The organism is Burkholderia sp. AU30280 (assembly GCF_020420125.1).
GTDB lineage: Bacteria > Pseudomonadota > Gammaproteobacteria > Burkholderiales > Burkholderiaceae > Burkholderia.
In genome coordinates this window covers 846572-863264 of sequence record NZ_JAIZRY010000001.1, presented here as the reverse complement: position 1 = coordinate 863264, position 16693 = coordinate 846572, and the positions used below count along the sequence as shown (strand labels likewise).

Here is a 16693-nt window from a genome sequence, read left to right as displayed (position 1 = left end):
TCGTTGCGCGCGGCCGCCGGCCATCGGCCGCGCACCGCGCTATCCTTTCACGCACACCACCTGGCGCAGCGTATGCACCACTTCGACGAGGCTGCGCTGGGCCGCCATCACCGCGTCGATGTCCTTGTAGGCCATCGGGATTTCGTCGACGACGCCCGCGTCCTTACGGCATTCGACGCCCTGGGTGGCTTTCACCTGGTCGTCGACCGTGAAGCGGCGTTTCGCTTCGGTGCGGCTCATCGTCCGGCCCGCGCCGTGGCTGCACGAGCAGAAGCTTTCCGGATTGCCGAGCCCGCGCACGATGAAGCTCTTCGCGCCCATCGAGCCCGGAATGATCCCGAGCTGCCCCTTCTGCGCGGACACCGCACCCTTGCGCGTCACGAGCACGTCTTCGCCGAAGTGGCGTTCGCGCTGCACGTAGTTGTGGTGGCAGTTCACCGCGTGTTCGTCGACCGAGAACGGCTTCGCGATCACGCCGCGCGCCGCACCGATCACCGCGTCCATCATGGCCTGCCGGTTGCGGCGCGCGTAGTCCTGCGCCCAGTCGACCGCCTCGACGTAGTCGTCGAAGTGCCGGCTGCCCTCGGTGAAGTACGCGAGGTTGCGATCCGGCAGGTTCGCGAGGTGCTGCCGCATGTCGGCCTGCGCGAGCTCGATGAACAGGCTGCCGATCGCATTGCCGACGCCGCGCGAGCCGCTGTGCAGCATGAACCACACGTGGTCCGCTTCGTCGACGCACACTTCGATGAAGTGATTGCCGGTGCCGAGCGTGCCGAGATGCGCGTAGTGGTTCGTCTTTTCCAGCTTCGGATACTTGTCGACGATCCGCTGGAAGCCCGGTTGCAGCGACTTCCACGATTCCGTCACGGCGGCAGGCGTGCGGTCGCCCCACGCGCCCGGATCGCGGCGGCCCGGCGCGCGGCCGTGCGGCACCGCGCGTTCGATCGCGCTGCGCAGGCCCGCGAGCGAATCCGGCAGGTCGGACGCCGTCAGCGTCGTGCGCGCGGCCATCATCCCGCAGCCGATGTCGACGCCGACCGCGGCCGGAATGATCGCGCCCTTGGTCGGGATCACGCTGCCGATCGTCGAGCCCTTGCCGAGGTGGACGTCCGGCATCACCGCGACGTGGCGGAAGATGAACGGCATCTGCGCGGTGTTGCGCAGTTGCGCGCGCGCTTCGTCCTCGACGGCGACGCCTTGCGTCCACATCTTCACCGGCTTGCCGTTCGCCAGTTCCATCACCTGATAATCCATGTTGCTCATTTGCTTCACCTGATTCATTCATTCATTCGTGCGGCGCGGTGCACATGCGCCGCGCCGCTTGTTTCGAGCCTTATGCGCCCTTGATGCTGACGAGTCCGTTCAGCACCTGGTCGAGACCGCCGAACACCGAGATGCGGTCGATCCGTTCCGCGACGCGCTCGAGCGTTTCCAGCTCCTTGAGCCGCAGCGCGGTCGGGTTCTCTTCCATCACCTTCGCGGTGTTCAACAGCGAACGCGTGGCCGCCGTTTCCTCGCGGCGGCGAATCACGTTCGCCTGCGCGGACTTCTCCGCTTCGACCACCTGCGCGAGGATCGTCTTCATGTCGCCCGGCAGCACGATATCCTTCACGCCGACGCTGCGCACGTCCACGCCCGAATCGCCGAGGCGGGCACGCACCTGCGCGATCACGACGTCGTCGATCGACTGCTTGTCTTCCAGCAGTTCGTCGAGCGAGCGCGTGCCGACGGCCGATCGCAGTGCGAACTGCAGCTCGCGATACAGGTGTTCGACCGGCTTCTGCAACTGGCCGAACGCGTGCAGCACGTCCGCATAGCACCACGTCGCCGACAGGTTGAGCCGCAGCGCGACCTTGTCGCGCGTCAGGATTTCCTGCCCGCCGACTTCGATCGCCTGCAAGCGCAGGTCGACGAGTTCGACCGCGACGTCGCGGTTGAAGCGCCAGAACGCCGCGACACCCGCGTCCAGCAGCCGCTCGATCTTGCCGTCGATCTTCAGCACGCCGACGTGGTACGCCGGCACCTGCGCCAGCAACACGCCCGTCAGGCCCGCCACGCCGCGCGCACGCAGCGCCGGTTGCGCGATGCGCTTCACGAGGGCGGCCGGCAGCATGCTGTCCTGCGCGAGATCGACGCGTTCGAGACGGTGCGCGGTCAGGCCGCGCCAGTACAGCCGGCGCGTGCCCGGCGCGAGGATCTCGACGAGCACGTCGTCTTCGTAGCGCAGGCCCGCTTCGTCGTCGGCGAGATCCATCGCGACGAAGTGCCGGGCGAGCACGTCCGGTGCGTCGTGACGCAGGTAGTCGGCCAGGGCCGCGTCGGCGAGCGGCGCGTCCAGACGCGCGGTCTGCACCGACAAACGCTTGAACGGATCGAAGGCCTTGAACACGCCCGGTTCGAGCACCTTCACGAAATCGCCCTCATTCATCAGCAGCGCGCGTTCGTTCTTTTTCACCACATGTCGCATCCACATATTCTTGTCCTTTTCTTCAATGACCGCCGGGTGACGCACATCGTGCGGATCGCGGGGCGACGCAACCGGGCGGGCGGCGCGCCGGCCCGGCGCCGACGTGCACGGCGACGCATCCTGCATCGCGTCGTCGTGCGCCTTCGCGCGGGCCGTGCGGCCGTCCGGCCGATCGCGCGGAACCGCAACCGGTCCGACGCGCGGCGGGCCTCGCGGCCCGCACCGGCGGGTACTGCTGCTATCAAGAGACTGTCCTTGCGGACAGTGTTCGAGCGGGATTCGAACCCGCTACACACCGGCTTGCGCCGGCTGCTCTACCCAAATGAGCTACCGAACGGTGGGCGCCCCGGGATTCGAACCCGGGCGAAGTTCCAGTACGCGCCCGTTTGCCTTCGTCTGCCCATGGCGGCATGCGCGACCGCGACGAACCAGGTTCGGCGGCGGCGCACCAGCAGGGCTTGTTGAACCCTGGCTCGCGGGCCAGCGGGACATCCGGCGCCTTCTATTTAGCGAGGAGCGTGCCAGTAGGCGGCTTGATGTGCTCGATAAATCCCAAGCCGTTGAAATAAAAGGGGAATTATTTTGTGTGGTGGGTTGCGTAGGGAAATCGGGCCATGGCTCGATCCGGAAATGTCGATACAATCGGATCGTCCATTATCTTTTGGGATAAACATGCGCAAGACCGTCGCGATCGGTTTTCTCGGTACCGTGCTCGACCAGGGCGGCGGCTCGCAGCGCCGCTGGCGCAACTGGCGGCCGACGATTTCGTTGTGCGAACAGCGCGACACGCCGATCGACCGGCTCGAACTGCTGCATTCGCCGAACTACGCGCGTCTCGCGAACCGCGTGAAACAGGATCTCGAGCGCGTGTCGCCGCACACCGACGTGCGGCTCGTCCCGATGGAGATTCGCGACCCGTGGGATTTCGAGGAGGTCTATGCGACGCTGCATGATTTCGCGCGCGCCTACCCGTTCGATCTCGACCACGAGGATTACCTGATCCACATCACGACCGGCACGCACGTCGCGCAGATCTGCTGGTTCCTGCTGGCGGAAGCGCGCTACCTGCCTGCGCGTCTCGCGCAGACGGCGCCACCGCAGAAGACCGACGAAGGATTGAGCGGGCCCGGCACGATGTCGGTGATCGATCTCGACCTGTCGCGCTACAACCGCATCGCGCAGCGCTTCACCCGTGAGCGCGACGAAACGGTGTCGTTCCTGAAGGCCGGCATCGCGACGCGCAACGCGCGCTTCAACGCGCTGATCGAGCAACTGGAGCGGGTGGCCGTGCGTTCGCGTGCGCCGATGCTGCTGGTCGGGCCGACGGGCGCCGGCAAGTCGTTTCTCGCGAAGCGCGTGTATGAGCTGAAGCGCGGCCGTCATCGGCTCGCGGGGCCGTTCATCGAGATCAACTGCGCGACGCTGCGCGGCGACGCGGCGATGTCGACGCTGTTCGGTCATGTGAAGGGCGCGTTCACGGGTGCGCAATCTGCGCGGGCCGGGCTGCTGCGCGCGGCGGACGGCGGCCTGCTGTTTCTCGACGAGATCGGCGAACTCGGGCTCGACGAACAGGCGATGCTGCTGAAGGCGATCGAGGAGAAGCGTTTCCTGCCGGTCGGCGCGGACGTCGAGGCCACCAGCGATTTCGAGCTGATCGCGGGCACGCATCGCGACCTGCGGCAGATGGTGGCGGCCGGCACGTTCCGCGAGGATCTCTATGCGCGGATCAACCTGTGGACGTACGAACTGCCGGGGCTGGCCGAGCGGCGCGAGGACATCGAGCCGAACCTCGAATTCGAACTCGACCGTTTCGGCCGCGAGCAGGGCGAGCAGGTGCGTTTCAACGTCGAGGCAAAGCGGCGCTATCTCGCGTTCGCCGCGTCGCCGCGTGCGGCGTGGCCCGGCAACTTCCGCGAGCTGTCCGCGTCGGTCACGCGGATGGCGACGCTGGCCGATGCCGGGCGGATTACCGAAGCGCTCGCCGAGCAGGAAGTCGAACGGCTGACGCGCACGTGGTCGCCGCCGGGCGGCGCGGGTGCGTCCGATGGCTGTGTCGACGCGGTGTTCGGCGCGCGTGCGGCGGAACTCGACCTGTTCGACCGCGCGCAGCTCGAACGCGTGCTCGACGTGTGCCGCGTGTCGGCAAGCCTGTCGGAGGCGGGGCGCACGCTGTTCGCGGTTTCGCGGCAGAACAAGAAGCAGCCGAACGATGCGGACCGGCTGCGCAAGTATCTCGCGCGATTCGGGCTGGATTGGGAGGGCGTGCGGCAGGCGCTCGACGGGGCGCGGTGAGCGCGGCGGCGCGGATGCCGCGCGGAGCCGAGCGGCCCCGCGGGCACGCGGGCGGGTTCGGTCACGCCGTTGCCGCTGCCGCCCCCTGGAACGGCGCGAGGAACGCCCAATCCGGCTGCGCCGCCGCTACGTCCGCCAGCCCGCGCGCGAACGCCTGCGCCGGCAGCCACGGATATCCGAACGCCGCGTGCAGCGCATCGAGTTTCGCCGACTTCGGATCGTCGATCGTATCCATCCGGGCGATATGAATGTGCAGCGCGGCAATCCGCGCGGCGTCCTCGCTTTCGCGGTTGTCCGCGAACTGCCAACGGTACGTGCCATGCCCGATCCGCAACGCGCCGTTGTCCTTCTGTCGCATCACGACGAGCCACGACATTGCGCTGACGCCGCGTTCGTCGACTGCCGGTTCCGTGCAGATGTAATAGGTCCGGCACCGCTCGAACCGCTCGCCGAATTCCTCGACCAGCGTGCGCGCAATGGCCGCCGCACCCGTCACGCGCGGCGGAAAATCGATATCGTCGTTCGCGAGCGAAAAGCTCAGCTCGGCATCGGCAGCGAAGCAGTCGGCGATCAACGCGGGCCGGTTCTGGTCCTTCGCGCGCAGATAGCATTCGAGCAGCGCGCGAACCTGCGCGGGATGAAGCGGGAGGGGCATGGTGATCTTCCAGTATCGGGTTATCGGGCCGCATGCTCCGGCATGCGTATGCGGTGGACACGCTGGCCGTTGCGGGATGACGTCATCGAACGCGCACTCACGCGCGGCAGATCGCGATGATCTCCGCGCTGGTCGCGGCATCGAACGGTGTGCGTTGCCAGTCGCCGAACCAGTCGGCCGACGAGAATCCGGCTGCGACTATGCGCGCCTGCAGTTCGGGTTGCGCGATGAAGCGCAGCCGGCTCGTGTTCGTCAGCAATGTGTCGTCGCGGCGGAAACGGTAGTACGTGTCGAACGTCACGATCGCGCCGTCTACCGCGCGCACCGCATGATGGAGATCGACGACGCCGGATTCGCGCGATTCGACGCTGCGTGCCGAATGCTCCGGTGTCCATGCACGCCACGGCTCGACGCGCGGGTTGCGGGTATCGAACAGGAAACGGCCGCCGTCGGCGAGCACGCGCCGCACGCCGCGCAATGTCGCGTCGATGTCGTCGTCGGTCAGCAGGCACTGGAATGCGTGGCCGGTCATCACGACCGCATCGAACCGGGCGTCGGGCGGCAGGCCGGCCAGATCGCAGGCGATCCAGCGTACCGCGTCGGCGCCCTGCTGGCGTCGTGCGTAATCGATCATCGCCGGCGCGGGATCGATCGCGACGACGTCGTGCCCGGCCGCCGCGAGCCGGCGCGCGAACGTGCCGGTGCCGCAACCGAGGTCGAGAATGCGTTGTCGCGCGGTGCCGATCACGGATGCGTAGAACGCGAAATCGCGATCGCCCGCGTTGAACAGGTCGTAGACCGCGACGAGTCGCGGGTCGGTATAGAGGGCTTCGTCGGCGGGCGCCGTGCTGGACGTCATGCGGCCGCGCGCGTCAGCGCTGCTGCACGGCCACGCGCAGCCCGAGCGCGATGAAGATCGAGCCGATGATCTTCCCCTGCCAGCGCGTGAGCCACGTGAGCCGCTTCACGATGCGGCCGAGCGGGCGGATCGAACAGGCGATCAGCGTCGTGTAGAGCGAGCTGAGCACGACGAAGATCAGCCCGAGCACCGCGAACTGCACGAACGTCGAGCCGCGTTCCGGATGCACGAACTGCGGCATGAACGCGAGGAAGAACAGCGCGGTCTTCGGATTCAGCACTTCGGCGGGAATCGCCTGCAGGTACGCCTTGAGCGGCGTGACGGGCGACACCGCCGGCAGCGACGGATCGGACGGCTTCTCGATCAGCGCGCGCACGCCGAGATAGATCAGGTACGCGGCGCCGACCCCCTTCACGACATTGAACGCGAGCGCCGACGTCATCAGCAGAGCCGACAGACCGACCGCCGCGAACAGCGTATGCACGAAATCGCCGCTGGCGACGCCGAGGCCGGTCAGGATGCCGGTCTTGCGGCCGCCCTGCACGGTGCGGCTCAGCACGAGCAGCACGGCGGGGCCGGGGATCAGGAACAGGCCCAGGACGACGGCCGTGAAGGTGGTCAGCGTGGTCAGGTCGAACATGGCGGCTCCGGCAGGTTGGCGCAGCGGCGGGGGATCGGGGCATTGTATTCGCTTCGGCGTGCGGCTGCCGACGCAGCCGAGGCAACCGCACGGCTGCCCCCGGCACCTTTCTGGTATAAGCACGAGAGGACGCGCGGGCAGCGCGTCCGGCTTCCTCCATCGTCCACCTTCATGCGCAAGCTTCCACCCACCACCGATCCCGCAGCGGATGACGCAGTCTTTCACGTGCCGCGTCCGCTCGTCGTGTTCGGCGGCTCGGTCGTCGAGCCCGAATGGCGGCTCGAGCGGCACAGCCATCCGCAGGCGCAATTGCTCTACACGCTGAGCGGCGTCATCTACTGCGAGATCGACGGCGGCGTGTGGAGCGCGCCGCCGCAGTGCACGGTGTGGATTCCGGGCGACGTCCCGCACGCGGCGCACGGCTCGGCCGGCGCGACGTTCTATGCGGTGCTGGTCGAGCCGGACGCCGCGCTCGACCTGCCTGCGCGCTGCTGCACGCTGTCGGTGTCGCCGCTGCTGCGCGAGCTGCTGCTGAAGGCGGCGAGCTTTCCGAACCTGTACGACGTCGACGGGCCGCAAGGGCGGCTGATGGCGACGCTGCTCGACGAACTCGTCGCGGCGCCGGTCGAGGATCTGTACCTGCCGATGCCGGCCGACCGGCGGCTGCGCAAGCTGATCGACCAACTGCTCGCCGATCCGGCCGACAAGTCGCCGCTGCCCGAACTCGCGCGGCGCGTGGGCATTAGCGAGCGCAGCCTGACGCGGCTCGCGGCGAAGGAGCTCGGGATGAGCCTCGGCGACTGGCGCCGGCGGCTGCACGTCGCGCTGTCGCTGCGGATGCTGACGACCGGCCGCCGCGTGCACCAGATCGCGATCGATCTCGGCTACGAGAGCGCGAGCAGCTTCGTGACGATGTTCCGCAAGGCGACCGGCAAGTCGCCCACGCAATTCCTGACCGACCGGCAACGCTGAACCGCGCGGTTCGCGCCATACATGCGCGATTGGCCGGATTGAGCAAGCGGTTGGCCGGGACGATAAATGACGCCGCAGGCCTCGATCCATAAAATGAGAATCGTTCTCATATGGAGGTCGACATGCAAATCGTCACGACCGAATTCCCGTTTGTCTGGCTGCGTTACACCGGTTCGACGCATACCGACCCCGCCCGCCTGATCGCCGAACTCGACGCGTTGCTGGCGCGTCGCGAACCGTTCGTTTTCCTTACCGACGACGCGCCGTCCGGCGACGATCGCGGCGCCGACGATCACGCGTTGCGCAAGCAGCTCGCGAAGTGGAGCAAGGCCAACCGCGCGCAGTCGCGTGAATGGATTCCCGCGATGATCGCGATCGAGCCTGACGCGGCGCGGCGCGTGGCGCTCGATGCATTCTCGGGCGCGTTCGAGAAGGTGTGGGGCTATCCGCTGAACGCGGCGGCAACCCGCGACGACGCGCTCGCGCTGGCGCGGCGGCTGCTCGACGAACCGGCGCGCGGCGCCGCGGCGGCGAACGGCTGAACCATCTGCCGCGCCGGCGGCGCGGCGTTCCTCGACACGCATGCACGGTGCGCGAATGCGCGCCGCGGCATGCGGCAACCATGCAGGGGTGTCCGGTGGACAATCCGATCCGCTCGATGCGCATCTTCACGCGCATCGTCGAAATGAACAGCTTTACGCGTGCGGCGCAGGCGCTCGGCATTTCGCGCGCCACCGCGACGCGGACCGTGCAGGAGCTCGAAACGGCGCTCGGCATGCCTTTGCTGGTGCGCACGACGCGCGCGCTGCGGGCGACCCCCGAAGGCGACGCGTATTACCGGCGCTGCGTGCGCATCACGGCGGATGTCGACGAGCTCGAGGCCAGCATCCGCGGCGCCGCGCTGCATCCGAGCGGGCCGCTGCGCGTCGAGCTGCCGGCGGCGGTCGCGGACGCGATCGTGCTGCCGGCGCTTGACGCGTTTCATGCGCGGCATCCCGACCTGATGCTGACGGTGGGGGTATCCGGGCGTGCGGCCGACAGGGTCGGCGACGCGATCGATTGCAGCGTCCGGCTCGGCGAGTTGCCCGATTCGTCGCTCGTCGCGCGCCGGCTCGGCATGCTCGAGCGCGTGACGTGCGCGAGCCCCGCGTATCTCGACCGTCACGGCGTGCCGCGTACGCTCGACGATCTGGCCTCGCATCGCGCGGTCAGCGTATCGTCCTTGCCGGGCCAGCGCACGGCCGAACTCGATTTCCTCGCCGATGGCGCGGTGCGCAAGGTGCGGCTCGACGGGATCGTCGCCGTGGACGACGAGCAGGCGTATCTGGCGTGCGGCGTGCACGGCCTCGGGCTGATCCAGCCGCCGCGCGTCGCCGCGCAGCCGCTGATCGACGCGGGGCGGTTGCGCGAAGTGCTGCCGCGCTGGCGGCCCGGCGCGATCGCGGTGTCGGCCGTCTACGTGAAGCGGCCGCATGTGTCGCCCGGCGTGCGCGCGTTCGTCGACTGGATTGCGGAGCGGTTCGTGGACGCCGCGCGGGACGGGGAGGGCATGATCGTTGCGGGGGCAACGGCGGTTCGGCTCAAGGCGCGTGCGGCCGCCGCGTGCGAGCGCGAAGACCGGCAGGTCGCGGTGGTGTGACGGCGCTCATGCTTCTGCGAGATGGAATGCGTGCGCCATCCGGTCCTGTTCCCGGGGCGGCAGCGCGAGTCGCGCAGCGAGTGTTTTCCATTTGGCGCCTCACTCATCAACGCGAGATTGGCACCTGGGCACCGGGCGGACGCATCGCATGCCCGTCCGGCGCGCTCCATCGAGACGCGATCAGCTGTGCGTGAGCGTCAGCGCATAGAACTTCACGACGGTGCCGGGCGTCGTCAGCGGCGTGCCGGACACGGCCGTCTGGTCGTAGTCACCGGCCTTGAAGTAGAAGCTCTCGCCGTCGAAACTCGAATCCATCGTGAAGGTCTTGGTCGTGCCGTTCGCCGTGACGGTGATCGTCGTCCCGCTCAGGCTCAGCGCGTAGCTGAACTGCTTGCCGACGCCGACCGTGGTGATCGGCGTGGTCGTCGCCTTGCCGCCCTGGTTGGTGCTTTCGAGCAGCAATTGCACGACGCCGCCGGATGTGAACTGCAACTCGCACAGCGGCTTGCTCGGGCCGGTGCCCTGGAAGATCTGGCCGATCGTCGTGTGATCGGGCACCTGCGTGACGGCCACCGTCGCATTCAGCCGGTTCGTGCCGGAAGTCGGCCAGATCGCGTTCTCGCGCAACTCGGTGCGCGGATGCAGCGAGCCGGACGTTGTCCAGCCCTGCGTCGGGTCCATCATCACCATCGATCCATCGCTGCCGTCGGTATAAAAGTACGTCGGGTTCACGTAGCCGCCCGCGAGCGACGAACCGCTCACCGTGTCGACCTTGCCGGACGAGCCGGTCGGCAACTGCAGCGTGAACGGCGCGAGGTTGAAGTTCGAGCCGGGTGGGTTCGACGGGCTGAGCGCCATCGCGGTGGCCTGCTGGCGGGCAGCGGCGGCCGGGCTGGCCGGATCGTCGCCGCCGCACGCGGACAGGCACGCAACGGACAGAACGGCGACGACGCACGGGATGATTCTGTTCTTCATGGTGTCTCTCTCTGATGGTCCATGGCTGGGTGCCATGTTGTGGATAACGTTTTCCTTTTTCAGGCGCGCGATCGTCGAAGCGAGATCGGTTGCCCATAGAAAGCACTCCAAAATACAGAAAGCAGGGATGACGCGACGGCGAGTAAAAGGATGCGAAAAAGCGTTGGAATAATGGAGCTTTCGATCGGCTTTCCGCGTGCGAGGGTCAGTCGATCGGGGACGATGCTAGCAAGAAGTTTCGGAAGAGTAAACGTTTTCCTTTGGTGGGTGATGCTGCTATCCGCTGGGTGGCGGCAAGCGCGATTGGTGCAACTCCATGGCGTGCGCGCTCGCGTAGTCGCGGGCGTAGGCGTTATGACTCTGATACTGCGACGTGCTGCGCAATTCGCGCCGCACAAGCATCAGGCGTCGCATCGGACGTATCGAGCACCATCTGGCTGAATGGCCGCGACGCATAGCCTTCGCGATACATCTCGGCGATCCGGTTCCGCTCCCAATCCGTCAGCGCGCGCGAGCCGCGATTCGACGAGGCGACCGCTTCAGGCGGCGCGAGCGTCACGACGAACAACCGCGCATCGCGCGCAACGGTGGCGGCGCGGAGCCGCTCGAACTCCGTTTCGCCGATCGGATAGGCAATGACCAAATGACGCTCGCGTGCGTTCGTGATCTGCGTGACGAGACGTTCGAGCGCGATCGCCCACTGCACGTCGAACGGCGCATCCTCGGGTGCATCGTGATCGTCGCCGTCGATGAAGCGCGCATCGGGCAGCACGCGTGCGAGCGCGAGACCGATCGTCGTCTTGCCGCTGTTGATCGGGCCGTTCAGGTGGATGACGGTAAGAGGTGGCGGGGCGATGGGGCGTTGCACGGGGGGCTCGTGATTTTCGGAGAGGAGGCGGGACGCGGCACCGATCCGGCGCGGTCGATTGAAATGTATTTGTAATATTTTGGCCGCAAATCCGAAATGAAAATTTATTAGGGATATACCCTAAAGAAAGGTGGCGTGTGAGCCGTTAGCTCGCCTCGGTAACTCACAAAAGCATTACATGGCAGGGATACCTGGCTTGCACGCGGAGGTTCAGTCTTTGAACTACATCTACAACGCAGTGCCAAATCCGGCTGCACTGAACCTGGCCGATATCAGTATTGCGACCATAGAGCTGGGGCGGAGCAGTGCGGCCGGAACTCAAGGAGGCGCGTTCACGGCATGTCGGAATTGTAGTGGGATCATTCCGCCCAATGTTAATGTTATTACCGGGAGGAAATAGAATTGAGCCGGATAAATATCGAGTTGTTGGAGCGGAAAGGTGGGAGATATTTTCTTTCCGGAAAGGAGTTTTCTGGAGTTTCCTTCGAAATTAGGCAAGAGCAAAGGGTGCGCGCGATAGAACTGGTGGATGGTGTCGAAGTGGGGAGTTACCGTCCAATTTGCGCGAGCCCTGGTGATGGATTCGATCAGGTTGATCTGACCGGAATGTTGTCTGACTATGAGGTGCCGTTGTACCAGGGGCGGCCGTTCAGCGGAATCGGATATGAATTCGATGACGGTGCCTGCACGCGGGAAGTCTTTCTGCGGAACGGCATCGTGTATTCAGAGGCCAGGTGGACCGAGGCCGGAGGGATGGTTTATTTTGACGTTCCTAATGATGAATTTGGCGAGGTTTACGAGTGGTATTCGTCTGGCGGGTTGAAGAGTGTAGATGTAACGACCAATGCCGAGTTTTATGGCGGGATGCGTTTTTCAGAAGAGGGGCGACTCGTAATATTGAGTGCGTGCAATGGCTTTCTTGAAGCTATTCCGAGAATAGTAAGGAAGGCTCGATTTTTTCCCATTTCTACAGTTCGCGACTTCGAGAGGCTCGAGATGTCAGATGATCTGACTCTATTTGGAGGAGATGTCGGAGATGATTTCTTTCGATATTTGAGCGATTGCGGGATGTTGAGGGATGTTGCAGTGCTCAAATTGACAAATGTTGGTGTGAAATTCTTGAGCTTGGTGGGTCTTCCGCATTTGGGAGAATTGCGCGTCGACGGATTCGAGTTAACGGGAATCAAGCACGGAAGTGGTGAGCACCTTGATCTTGAATCATTTGTCAAGAGAGGCGGTTCTTCTGTTAAGGTTTTTGTGGACGGGCGTGAGGTAACGTGATTTTAATCGTCGACGTGTCCTACTCCGATGACAGCGCGCTTACCGCAGGAATGGTGACCGAATCCTGGGAAAGCAGCGTAGTGGTCGAGAGACTGACGGCTAAAGTCGATGGTCTGGCGAGCTATATCCCCGAAAATTCTATTTGCGTGAATTACCGTGCATCGTCGAGTTGCTGAAGCATGTCGAACATCCGCTTGAATGTATCGTCGTCGATGGCTATGTGACACTTGGCGCCGACGAATGTCCAGGCCTCGGTATGCGGTTGTGGCAACACCTTGATGGCAAGATTCCGGTAGTTGGCGTCGCAAAGACCAAATTCCTGGGAACGCCAAAAACGCAGAAATTTTACGCGGAGGCAGTTCGAAGCCGCTGTTCGTTACTGCTGCCGGTATCGATTTGGAGTTGGCAAAGAGCAATATTGTGAAAATGGTCGGGAAGTTCAGAGTTCCGGACCTGATCAAAGCCACTGACCGACTCTCTCGAAATCTGGGCGACTCGTGATGGCGAGGCTTGACAGTGCCGACCTGTTGGGCCAAGCACCGGCATGCATGGCGTCCTCGATGGTAGGCGCGAGCGCGCAAGCAAGCTCAACGTAGGGTTGCCTGATCCCGGATAAATTTTAAAAAAATGTAATGAATCATTTCAAACCATTCGACTTCGCATCGTTTGTATCTGTTAATCAGCGTGCTGATATTTCAGGGCTTGACTATGTTCATGTTCTCTATAAGGGGCATGGTCTGGTTTATGATTTTCTTTTCCACTTTGGTAAATTGTTCTTGCCGGATCTCAAGGTCGTGGACGGGGCGATATTTGTCTCTGAATTGTTCAGTGACGAAGAGTACAAAAGGTTGTTGAGTGAAGGAAAGGCTTCTCACGAAATCCAATTCTGGATAAATCTGCTTGAAATAACGGGAATGTTTGATGATATTGATACCGACCAGGCTGCTGAGCTCGCAAAATTGATCGTTGATGGCTGGAATGCGAAATTGCAGAGGGAGTTTGGCGATGTGTCAGTGCCGGCGCGGGTCTTGTGTGACGATGACACCGGGGAAGTATTTGTAACGATCGGATATCAGGACAAAAGGGCAGGCAAGTGATCGCTTGCACGTACGGCGGCCGTGAAATTCAGCGACGAGTATCTGCAAGAACTTGCAGGTTGAGCGCCGGCGACCAACGGCGACGTTGCTTGACGGCGTGAAGGAGGCCAGCCTGGCGCTTCACTGAGGAAGGGAGAGGGTGCAACACAGCCGGGCGGCAGAACCCGCCGCCCGGCCGCAATCAATAGCACGCGTTACTTCTCGTCGCCCTTGATCTGCGGCAGCGCCGACGCTTCACCCGGCGTCAGCAGCCCGACTTGCGAATACACGCGCAGCTTGTCGCGCGTATCGGTGATGTCGAGGTTGCGCATCGTCAGCTGGCCGATCCGGTCGCGCGGCGAGAACGTCGACGCCACCTTCTCCATCGACAGGCGTTCCGGCTGATACGTGAGGTTCGGCGACTTCGTGCTCAGGATCGAGTAGTCGTTGCCGCGGCGCAGTTCGATCTTCACTTCGCCGGTGATCGCGCGTGCGACCCAGCGCTGCGCGGTTTCACGCAGCATGATCGCCTGCGGGTCGAACCAGCGGCCCTGGTACAGCAGGCGGCCGAGGCGGCGGCCGTTCTCGCGGTACTGCTCAATCGTGTCTTCGTTGTGGATGCCGGTGACGAGACGCTCGTACGCGATGTACAGCAGCGCGAGGCCCGGGGCTTCATAGATGCCGCGGCTCTTCGCTTCGATGATCCGGTTCTCGATCTGGTCGCTCATGCCGAGGCCATGGCGGCCGCCGATGCGGTTCGCTTCCAGCAGCAGCTCGACCGGGTCGGTGAACTCGACGCCGTTCAGCGCGACCGGCTGGCCGGCCTCGAAGCGCACCGTCACTTCTTCCGCGGCGATCTTCACGTCGTCGCGCCAGAACGCGACGCCCATGATCGGGTTCACGATCTTGATGCCGCTTTCGAGGCTTTCGAGATCCTTCGCCTCATGCGTCGCGCCGAGCAGGTTCGAATCGGTCGAATACGCCTTCTCGGCCGACATCTTGTACGCGAAACCGGCCTGGTTCATGAATTCGGACATTTCGGCACGGCCGCCGAGCTCGTCGATGAACGTCTGGTCGAGCCACGGCTTGTAGATCTTCAGATCCGGGTTCACGAGCAGGCCGTAGCGGTAGAAGCGCTCGATGTCGTTGCCCTTGTACGTGCTGCCGTCGCCCCAGATGTTGACGCCGTCTTCCTTCATCGCGGCGACGAGCATCGTGCCCGTCACGGCGCGGCCGATCGGCGTGGTGTTGAAGTACGTGACGCCGGCCGTCGTGATGTGGAACGCGCCGCTTTGCAGCGCGGCGATGCCTTCGGCGACGAGCTGCGCGCGGCAGTCGATCAGGCGGGCGCCGGCTGCGCCGTATTCGATCGCGCGTTTCGGGATCGCGTCGTAATCGTCTTCGTCGGGCTGGCCGAGGTTCGCCGTGTATGCGTACGGGACGGCGCCCTTGAGTTTCATCCAGTGCAGCGCTGCGCTGGTGTCCAGGCCGCCGGAGAAGGCGATACCGACCTTCTGGCCGGTCGGGAGGCTTTCGAGAATCGTGCTCATAGGAATTACCGTGGATTGAAGCCGGTGGGATCGTATTTCGCGGAATATGCGAGTATCGGCTGTCCGGAAGGTTGGGGCAAGGGTTGATTTTCGCGCGGAACCGTCGTCGGGCCTGTCGCGGCGGGCCTGACGGGCGGTGAGCCGGGTGGAGAACGCCCCGCGAGCCGGCGCGAAATCGCCGTAAAAGCAGGCGCCGGTGAGCCCGGCCGCGGGCCGTGCTTCCGGGGCCGGATCGGCCGAAAGGCGGGGCTTCCGGCGTCAGGATGCCGGCTCGCCACCATGAAAGACAAATGAAAGAATGGCGTGCGAAGCCCGGCGTCCCGCGAACGTCAGATGTTCCACGACGGTGCGGTGTCGAGCAGCTTCTCGCGCAACTGGTCGACTTCCCCGGCCAGCTTGGCCGTGATCGACACGTAGCCGGACAACTGCGGCGGCGGCGCGTCGTGCGGCGGGTCGGCCGGCCGGCGGCGCGGCGAGAGCCGGCTCGGCGTGCCGAACTTGAGCGCGCGGCTCGCGCCGACCAGCGTGTCGCGGATGCGCCGGTTCACGCCCTTCATGTCGACGCGCATGTATTCGCGGGCCGCGATGTCGTCGCGGGGCGGCACCGCGCTCGACAGGATCTCCAGATAGCCGATGCACAGGCGCAGGCTGCGCTGGATCGCCTCGAGCTGCGCCATCGACGTCTCGCATTCCTTCGACACCGACGGCATCAGCGAGCGCAACTGCACGAGCAGCGCGCTCAGCGCGGCCATCTCCTTCAGGTGCGCGTCGTCGCTGATCGGGCGGTCGCCCGCGAGCCGCGCATGCACGGCCGCGCACGCGCGCAGCGCGTCGGCGAGCTTGTAGCGCCACGAGTAGGTGGCATACAGCGGCAGCGCGAACGAAAACGCCAGCGCGATCGCGATGCCGGTCAGCACGTTCACCGCGCGCCACAGGCCGTCGACGATCTCGTTGTCGCCGTGCCCGGCGACGATCACCATCGTGATCGCCGACAGCAGCGCGATATAGCCGGCCTTGCCGATCGCGTGATACGCGCAGATGCCGCATGCGAGCGCCATCAGCAGGTAGATCGCGAACGGTGCGTGCACGAACGAATACAGCAGGATCAGCCCGAGCCCCGCGAGTGCGCCGATCGACGTGCCGAGCGCACGCTCGGCGGCCTTCTTGCGGATGTTGCCGTGATGTTGCAGTCCCCCGACGACGATCAGCACGGTGATCGTCGACCACTCGCCGTGCGGCACGCTCAGTCCGGTGGACAGCGCGATCGACACGAGAATCGCGAGCGAGACGCGCGCCGCATGGATCAGCTTCGCGTGCCGGTAGCGGCGATACGGGTCGAGCAGCGGGCGGAGCGCGTTGCGCAGGAGCGGCGGCAGCCGGGTAGGGAGCGGGGTGGTCATGGCGGAGCTGGAGTGGCCG

General features: G+C 64.9%; 16 protein-coding genes and 1 tRNA gene. 7 read left to right on the top strand and 10 right to left on the bottom strand.

From position 1 onward, the window contains the following. Nucleotides 1-39: 39 nt before the first annotated feature. From LGN17_RS03910 to LGN17_RS03900, 3 genes are all read right to left on the bottom strand, one after another. Nucleotides 40-1263 carry an RtcB family protein gene (locus LGN17_RS03910; RefSeq protein ID WP_319000802.1) on the bottom strand — a complete coding sequence of 408 codons (1224 nt, stop codon included), beginning with the start codon at nucleotides 1261-1263 and terminating at the stop codon, nucleotides 40-42. 70 nt (nucleotides 1264-1333) lie between these two features. After that, on the bottom strand, nucleotides 1334-2473 hold the full coding sequence (locus LGN17_RS03905; protein WP_226195222.1) for a slipin family protein: 1140 nt from the start codon (nucleotides 2471-2473) through the stop codon (nucleotides 1334-1336). A 258-nt stretch (nucleotides 2474-2731) separates the two neighbouring features. Next, a tRNA-Cys gene (locus LGN17_RS03900) sits at nucleotides 2732-2804 on the bottom strand. A 335-nt stretch (nucleotides 2805-3139) separates the two neighbouring features. Here LGN17_RS03900 and rtcR point away from each other — a divergent pair. Continuing rightward, nucleotides 3140-4759, top strand: coding sequence for an RNA repair transcriptional activator RtcR (gene rtcR, locus LGN17_RS03895; RefSeq protein WP_226195221.1), 1620 nt, complete (start codon nucleotides 3140-3142; stop codon nucleotides 4757-4759). A 61-nt stretch (nucleotides 4760-4820) separates the two neighbouring features. Here rtcR and LGN17_RS03890 read toward each other — a convergent pair whose 3' ends face one another. The 3 genes from LGN17_RS03890 to LGN17_RS03880 all read right to left on the bottom strand — a co-directional run bounded on the left by LGN17_RS03890 (nucleotide 4821) and on the right by LGN17_RS03880 (nucleotide 6913). Continuing rightward, nucleotides 4821-5414: a nuclear transport factor 2 family protein gene (locus tag LGN17_RS03890; RefSeq protein ID WP_226195220.1), complete on the bottom strand. Its 594-nt coding sequence runs from the start codon at nucleotides 5412-5414 to the stop codon at nucleotides 4821-4823. A 97-nt stretch (nucleotides 5415-5511) separates the two neighbouring features. Continuing rightward, nucleotides 5512-6273 (bottom strand): class I SAM-dependent methyltransferase, encoded by a 762-nt coding sequence (locus tag LGN17_RS03885; protein WP_226195219.1) that lies wholly within the window; start codon nucleotides 6271-6273, stop codon nucleotides 5512-5514. 13 nt (nucleotides 6274-6286) lie between these two features. Next, a complete protein-coding gene (locus LGN17_RS03880) occupies nucleotides 6287-6913 on the bottom strand; it encodes a LysE family translocator (RefSeq protein WP_226195218.1) in 627 nt (208 codons plus the stop codon). 171 nt (nucleotides 6914-7084) lie between these two features. On the opposite strand from LGN17_RS03880, the gene LGN17_RS03875 reads away from it, so the two are divergent. The 3 genes from LGN17_RS03875 (at nucleotide 7085) to LGN17_RS03865 (ending at nucleotide 9524) form a co-directional block, all read left to right on the top strand. After that, on the top strand, nucleotides 7085-7885 hold the full coding sequence (locus LGN17_RS03875) for an AraC family transcriptional regulator (protein WP_175952237.1): 801 nt from the start codon (nucleotides 7085-7087) through the stop codon (nucleotides 7883-7885). A gap of 122 nt (nucleotides 7886-8007) precedes the next feature. Beyond that, nucleotides 8008-8427: an ATP--cob(I)alamin adenosyltransferase gene (locus LGN17_RS03870; protein WP_226195217.1), complete on the top strand. Its 420-nt coding sequence runs from the start codon at nucleotides 8008-8010 to the stop codon at nucleotides 8425-8427. Nucleotides 8428-8522: 95 nt separating this feature from the next. Beyond that, on the top strand, nucleotides 8523-9524 hold the full coding sequence (locus tag LGN17_RS03865; protein ID WP_226195216.1) for a LysR family transcriptional regulator: 1002 nt from the start codon (nucleotides 8523-8525) through the stop codon (nucleotides 9522-9524). Nucleotides 9525-9704: 180 nt separating this feature from the next. On the opposite strand, the gene LGN17_RS03860 is transcribed toward LGN17_RS03865, so the two are convergent. Both LGN17_RS03860 and LGN17_RS03855 read right to left on the bottom strand, forming a co-directional pair. Further along, nucleotides 9705-10499 (bottom strand): polysaccharide lyase family 7 protein, encoded by a 795-nt coding sequence (locus LGN17_RS03860; RefSeq protein ID WP_226195215.1) that lies wholly within the window; start codon nucleotides 10497-10499, stop codon nucleotides 9705-9707. A gap of 352 nt (nucleotides 10500-10851) precedes the next feature. Continuing rightward, entirely contained in the window at nucleotides 10852-11367 is a 516-nt protein-coding gene (locus LGN17_RS03855) for a shikimate kinase (RefSeq protein WP_226195214.1), read from the bottom strand. Between the two features lie 130 nt (nucleotides 11368-11497). Between LGN17_RS03855 and LGN17_RS36825 the strand changes: the two genes are divergently transcribed. The 3 genes from LGN17_RS36825 (at nucleotide 11498) to LGN17_RS03840 (ending at nucleotide 13745) form a co-directional block, all read left to right on the top strand. Then, complete coding sequence (locus tag LGN17_RS36825) at nucleotides 11498-11767, top strand: YwqJ-related putative deaminase (protein WP_226195213.1); 270 nt, start codon at nucleotides 11498-11500, stop codon at nucleotides 11765-11767. A gap of 2 nt (nucleotides 11768-11769) precedes the next feature. Next, entirely contained in the window at nucleotides 11770-12648 is an 879-nt protein-coding gene (locus LGN17_RS03845; RefSeq protein WP_226195212.1) for a hypothetical protein, read from the top strand. A 632-nt stretch (nucleotides 12649-13280) separates the two neighbouring features. Further along, nucleotides 13281-13745: a hypothetical protein gene (locus LGN17_RS03840; RefSeq protein ID WP_226195211.1), complete on the top strand. Its 465-nt coding sequence runs from the start codon at nucleotides 13281-13283 to the stop codon at nucleotides 13743-13745. Between the two features lie 194 nt (nucleotides 13746-13939). Here the strand turns inward: LGN17_RS03840 and argG are convergent, their stop codons facing one another. Continuing rightward, a complete protein-coding gene (argG, locus tag LGN17_RS03835) occupies nucleotides 13940-15274 on the bottom strand; it encodes an argininosuccinate synthase (protein ID WP_069250949.1) in 1335 nt (444 codons plus the stop codon). Between the two features lie 329 nt (nucleotides 15275-15603). Then, on the bottom strand, nucleotides 15604-16674 hold the full coding sequence (locus LGN17_RS03830; protein WP_226195210.1) for an FUSC family protein: 1071 nt from the start codon (nucleotides 16672-16674) through the stop codon (nucleotides 15604-15606). Between the last annotated feature and the right edge of the window lie 19 nt (nucleotides 16675-16693).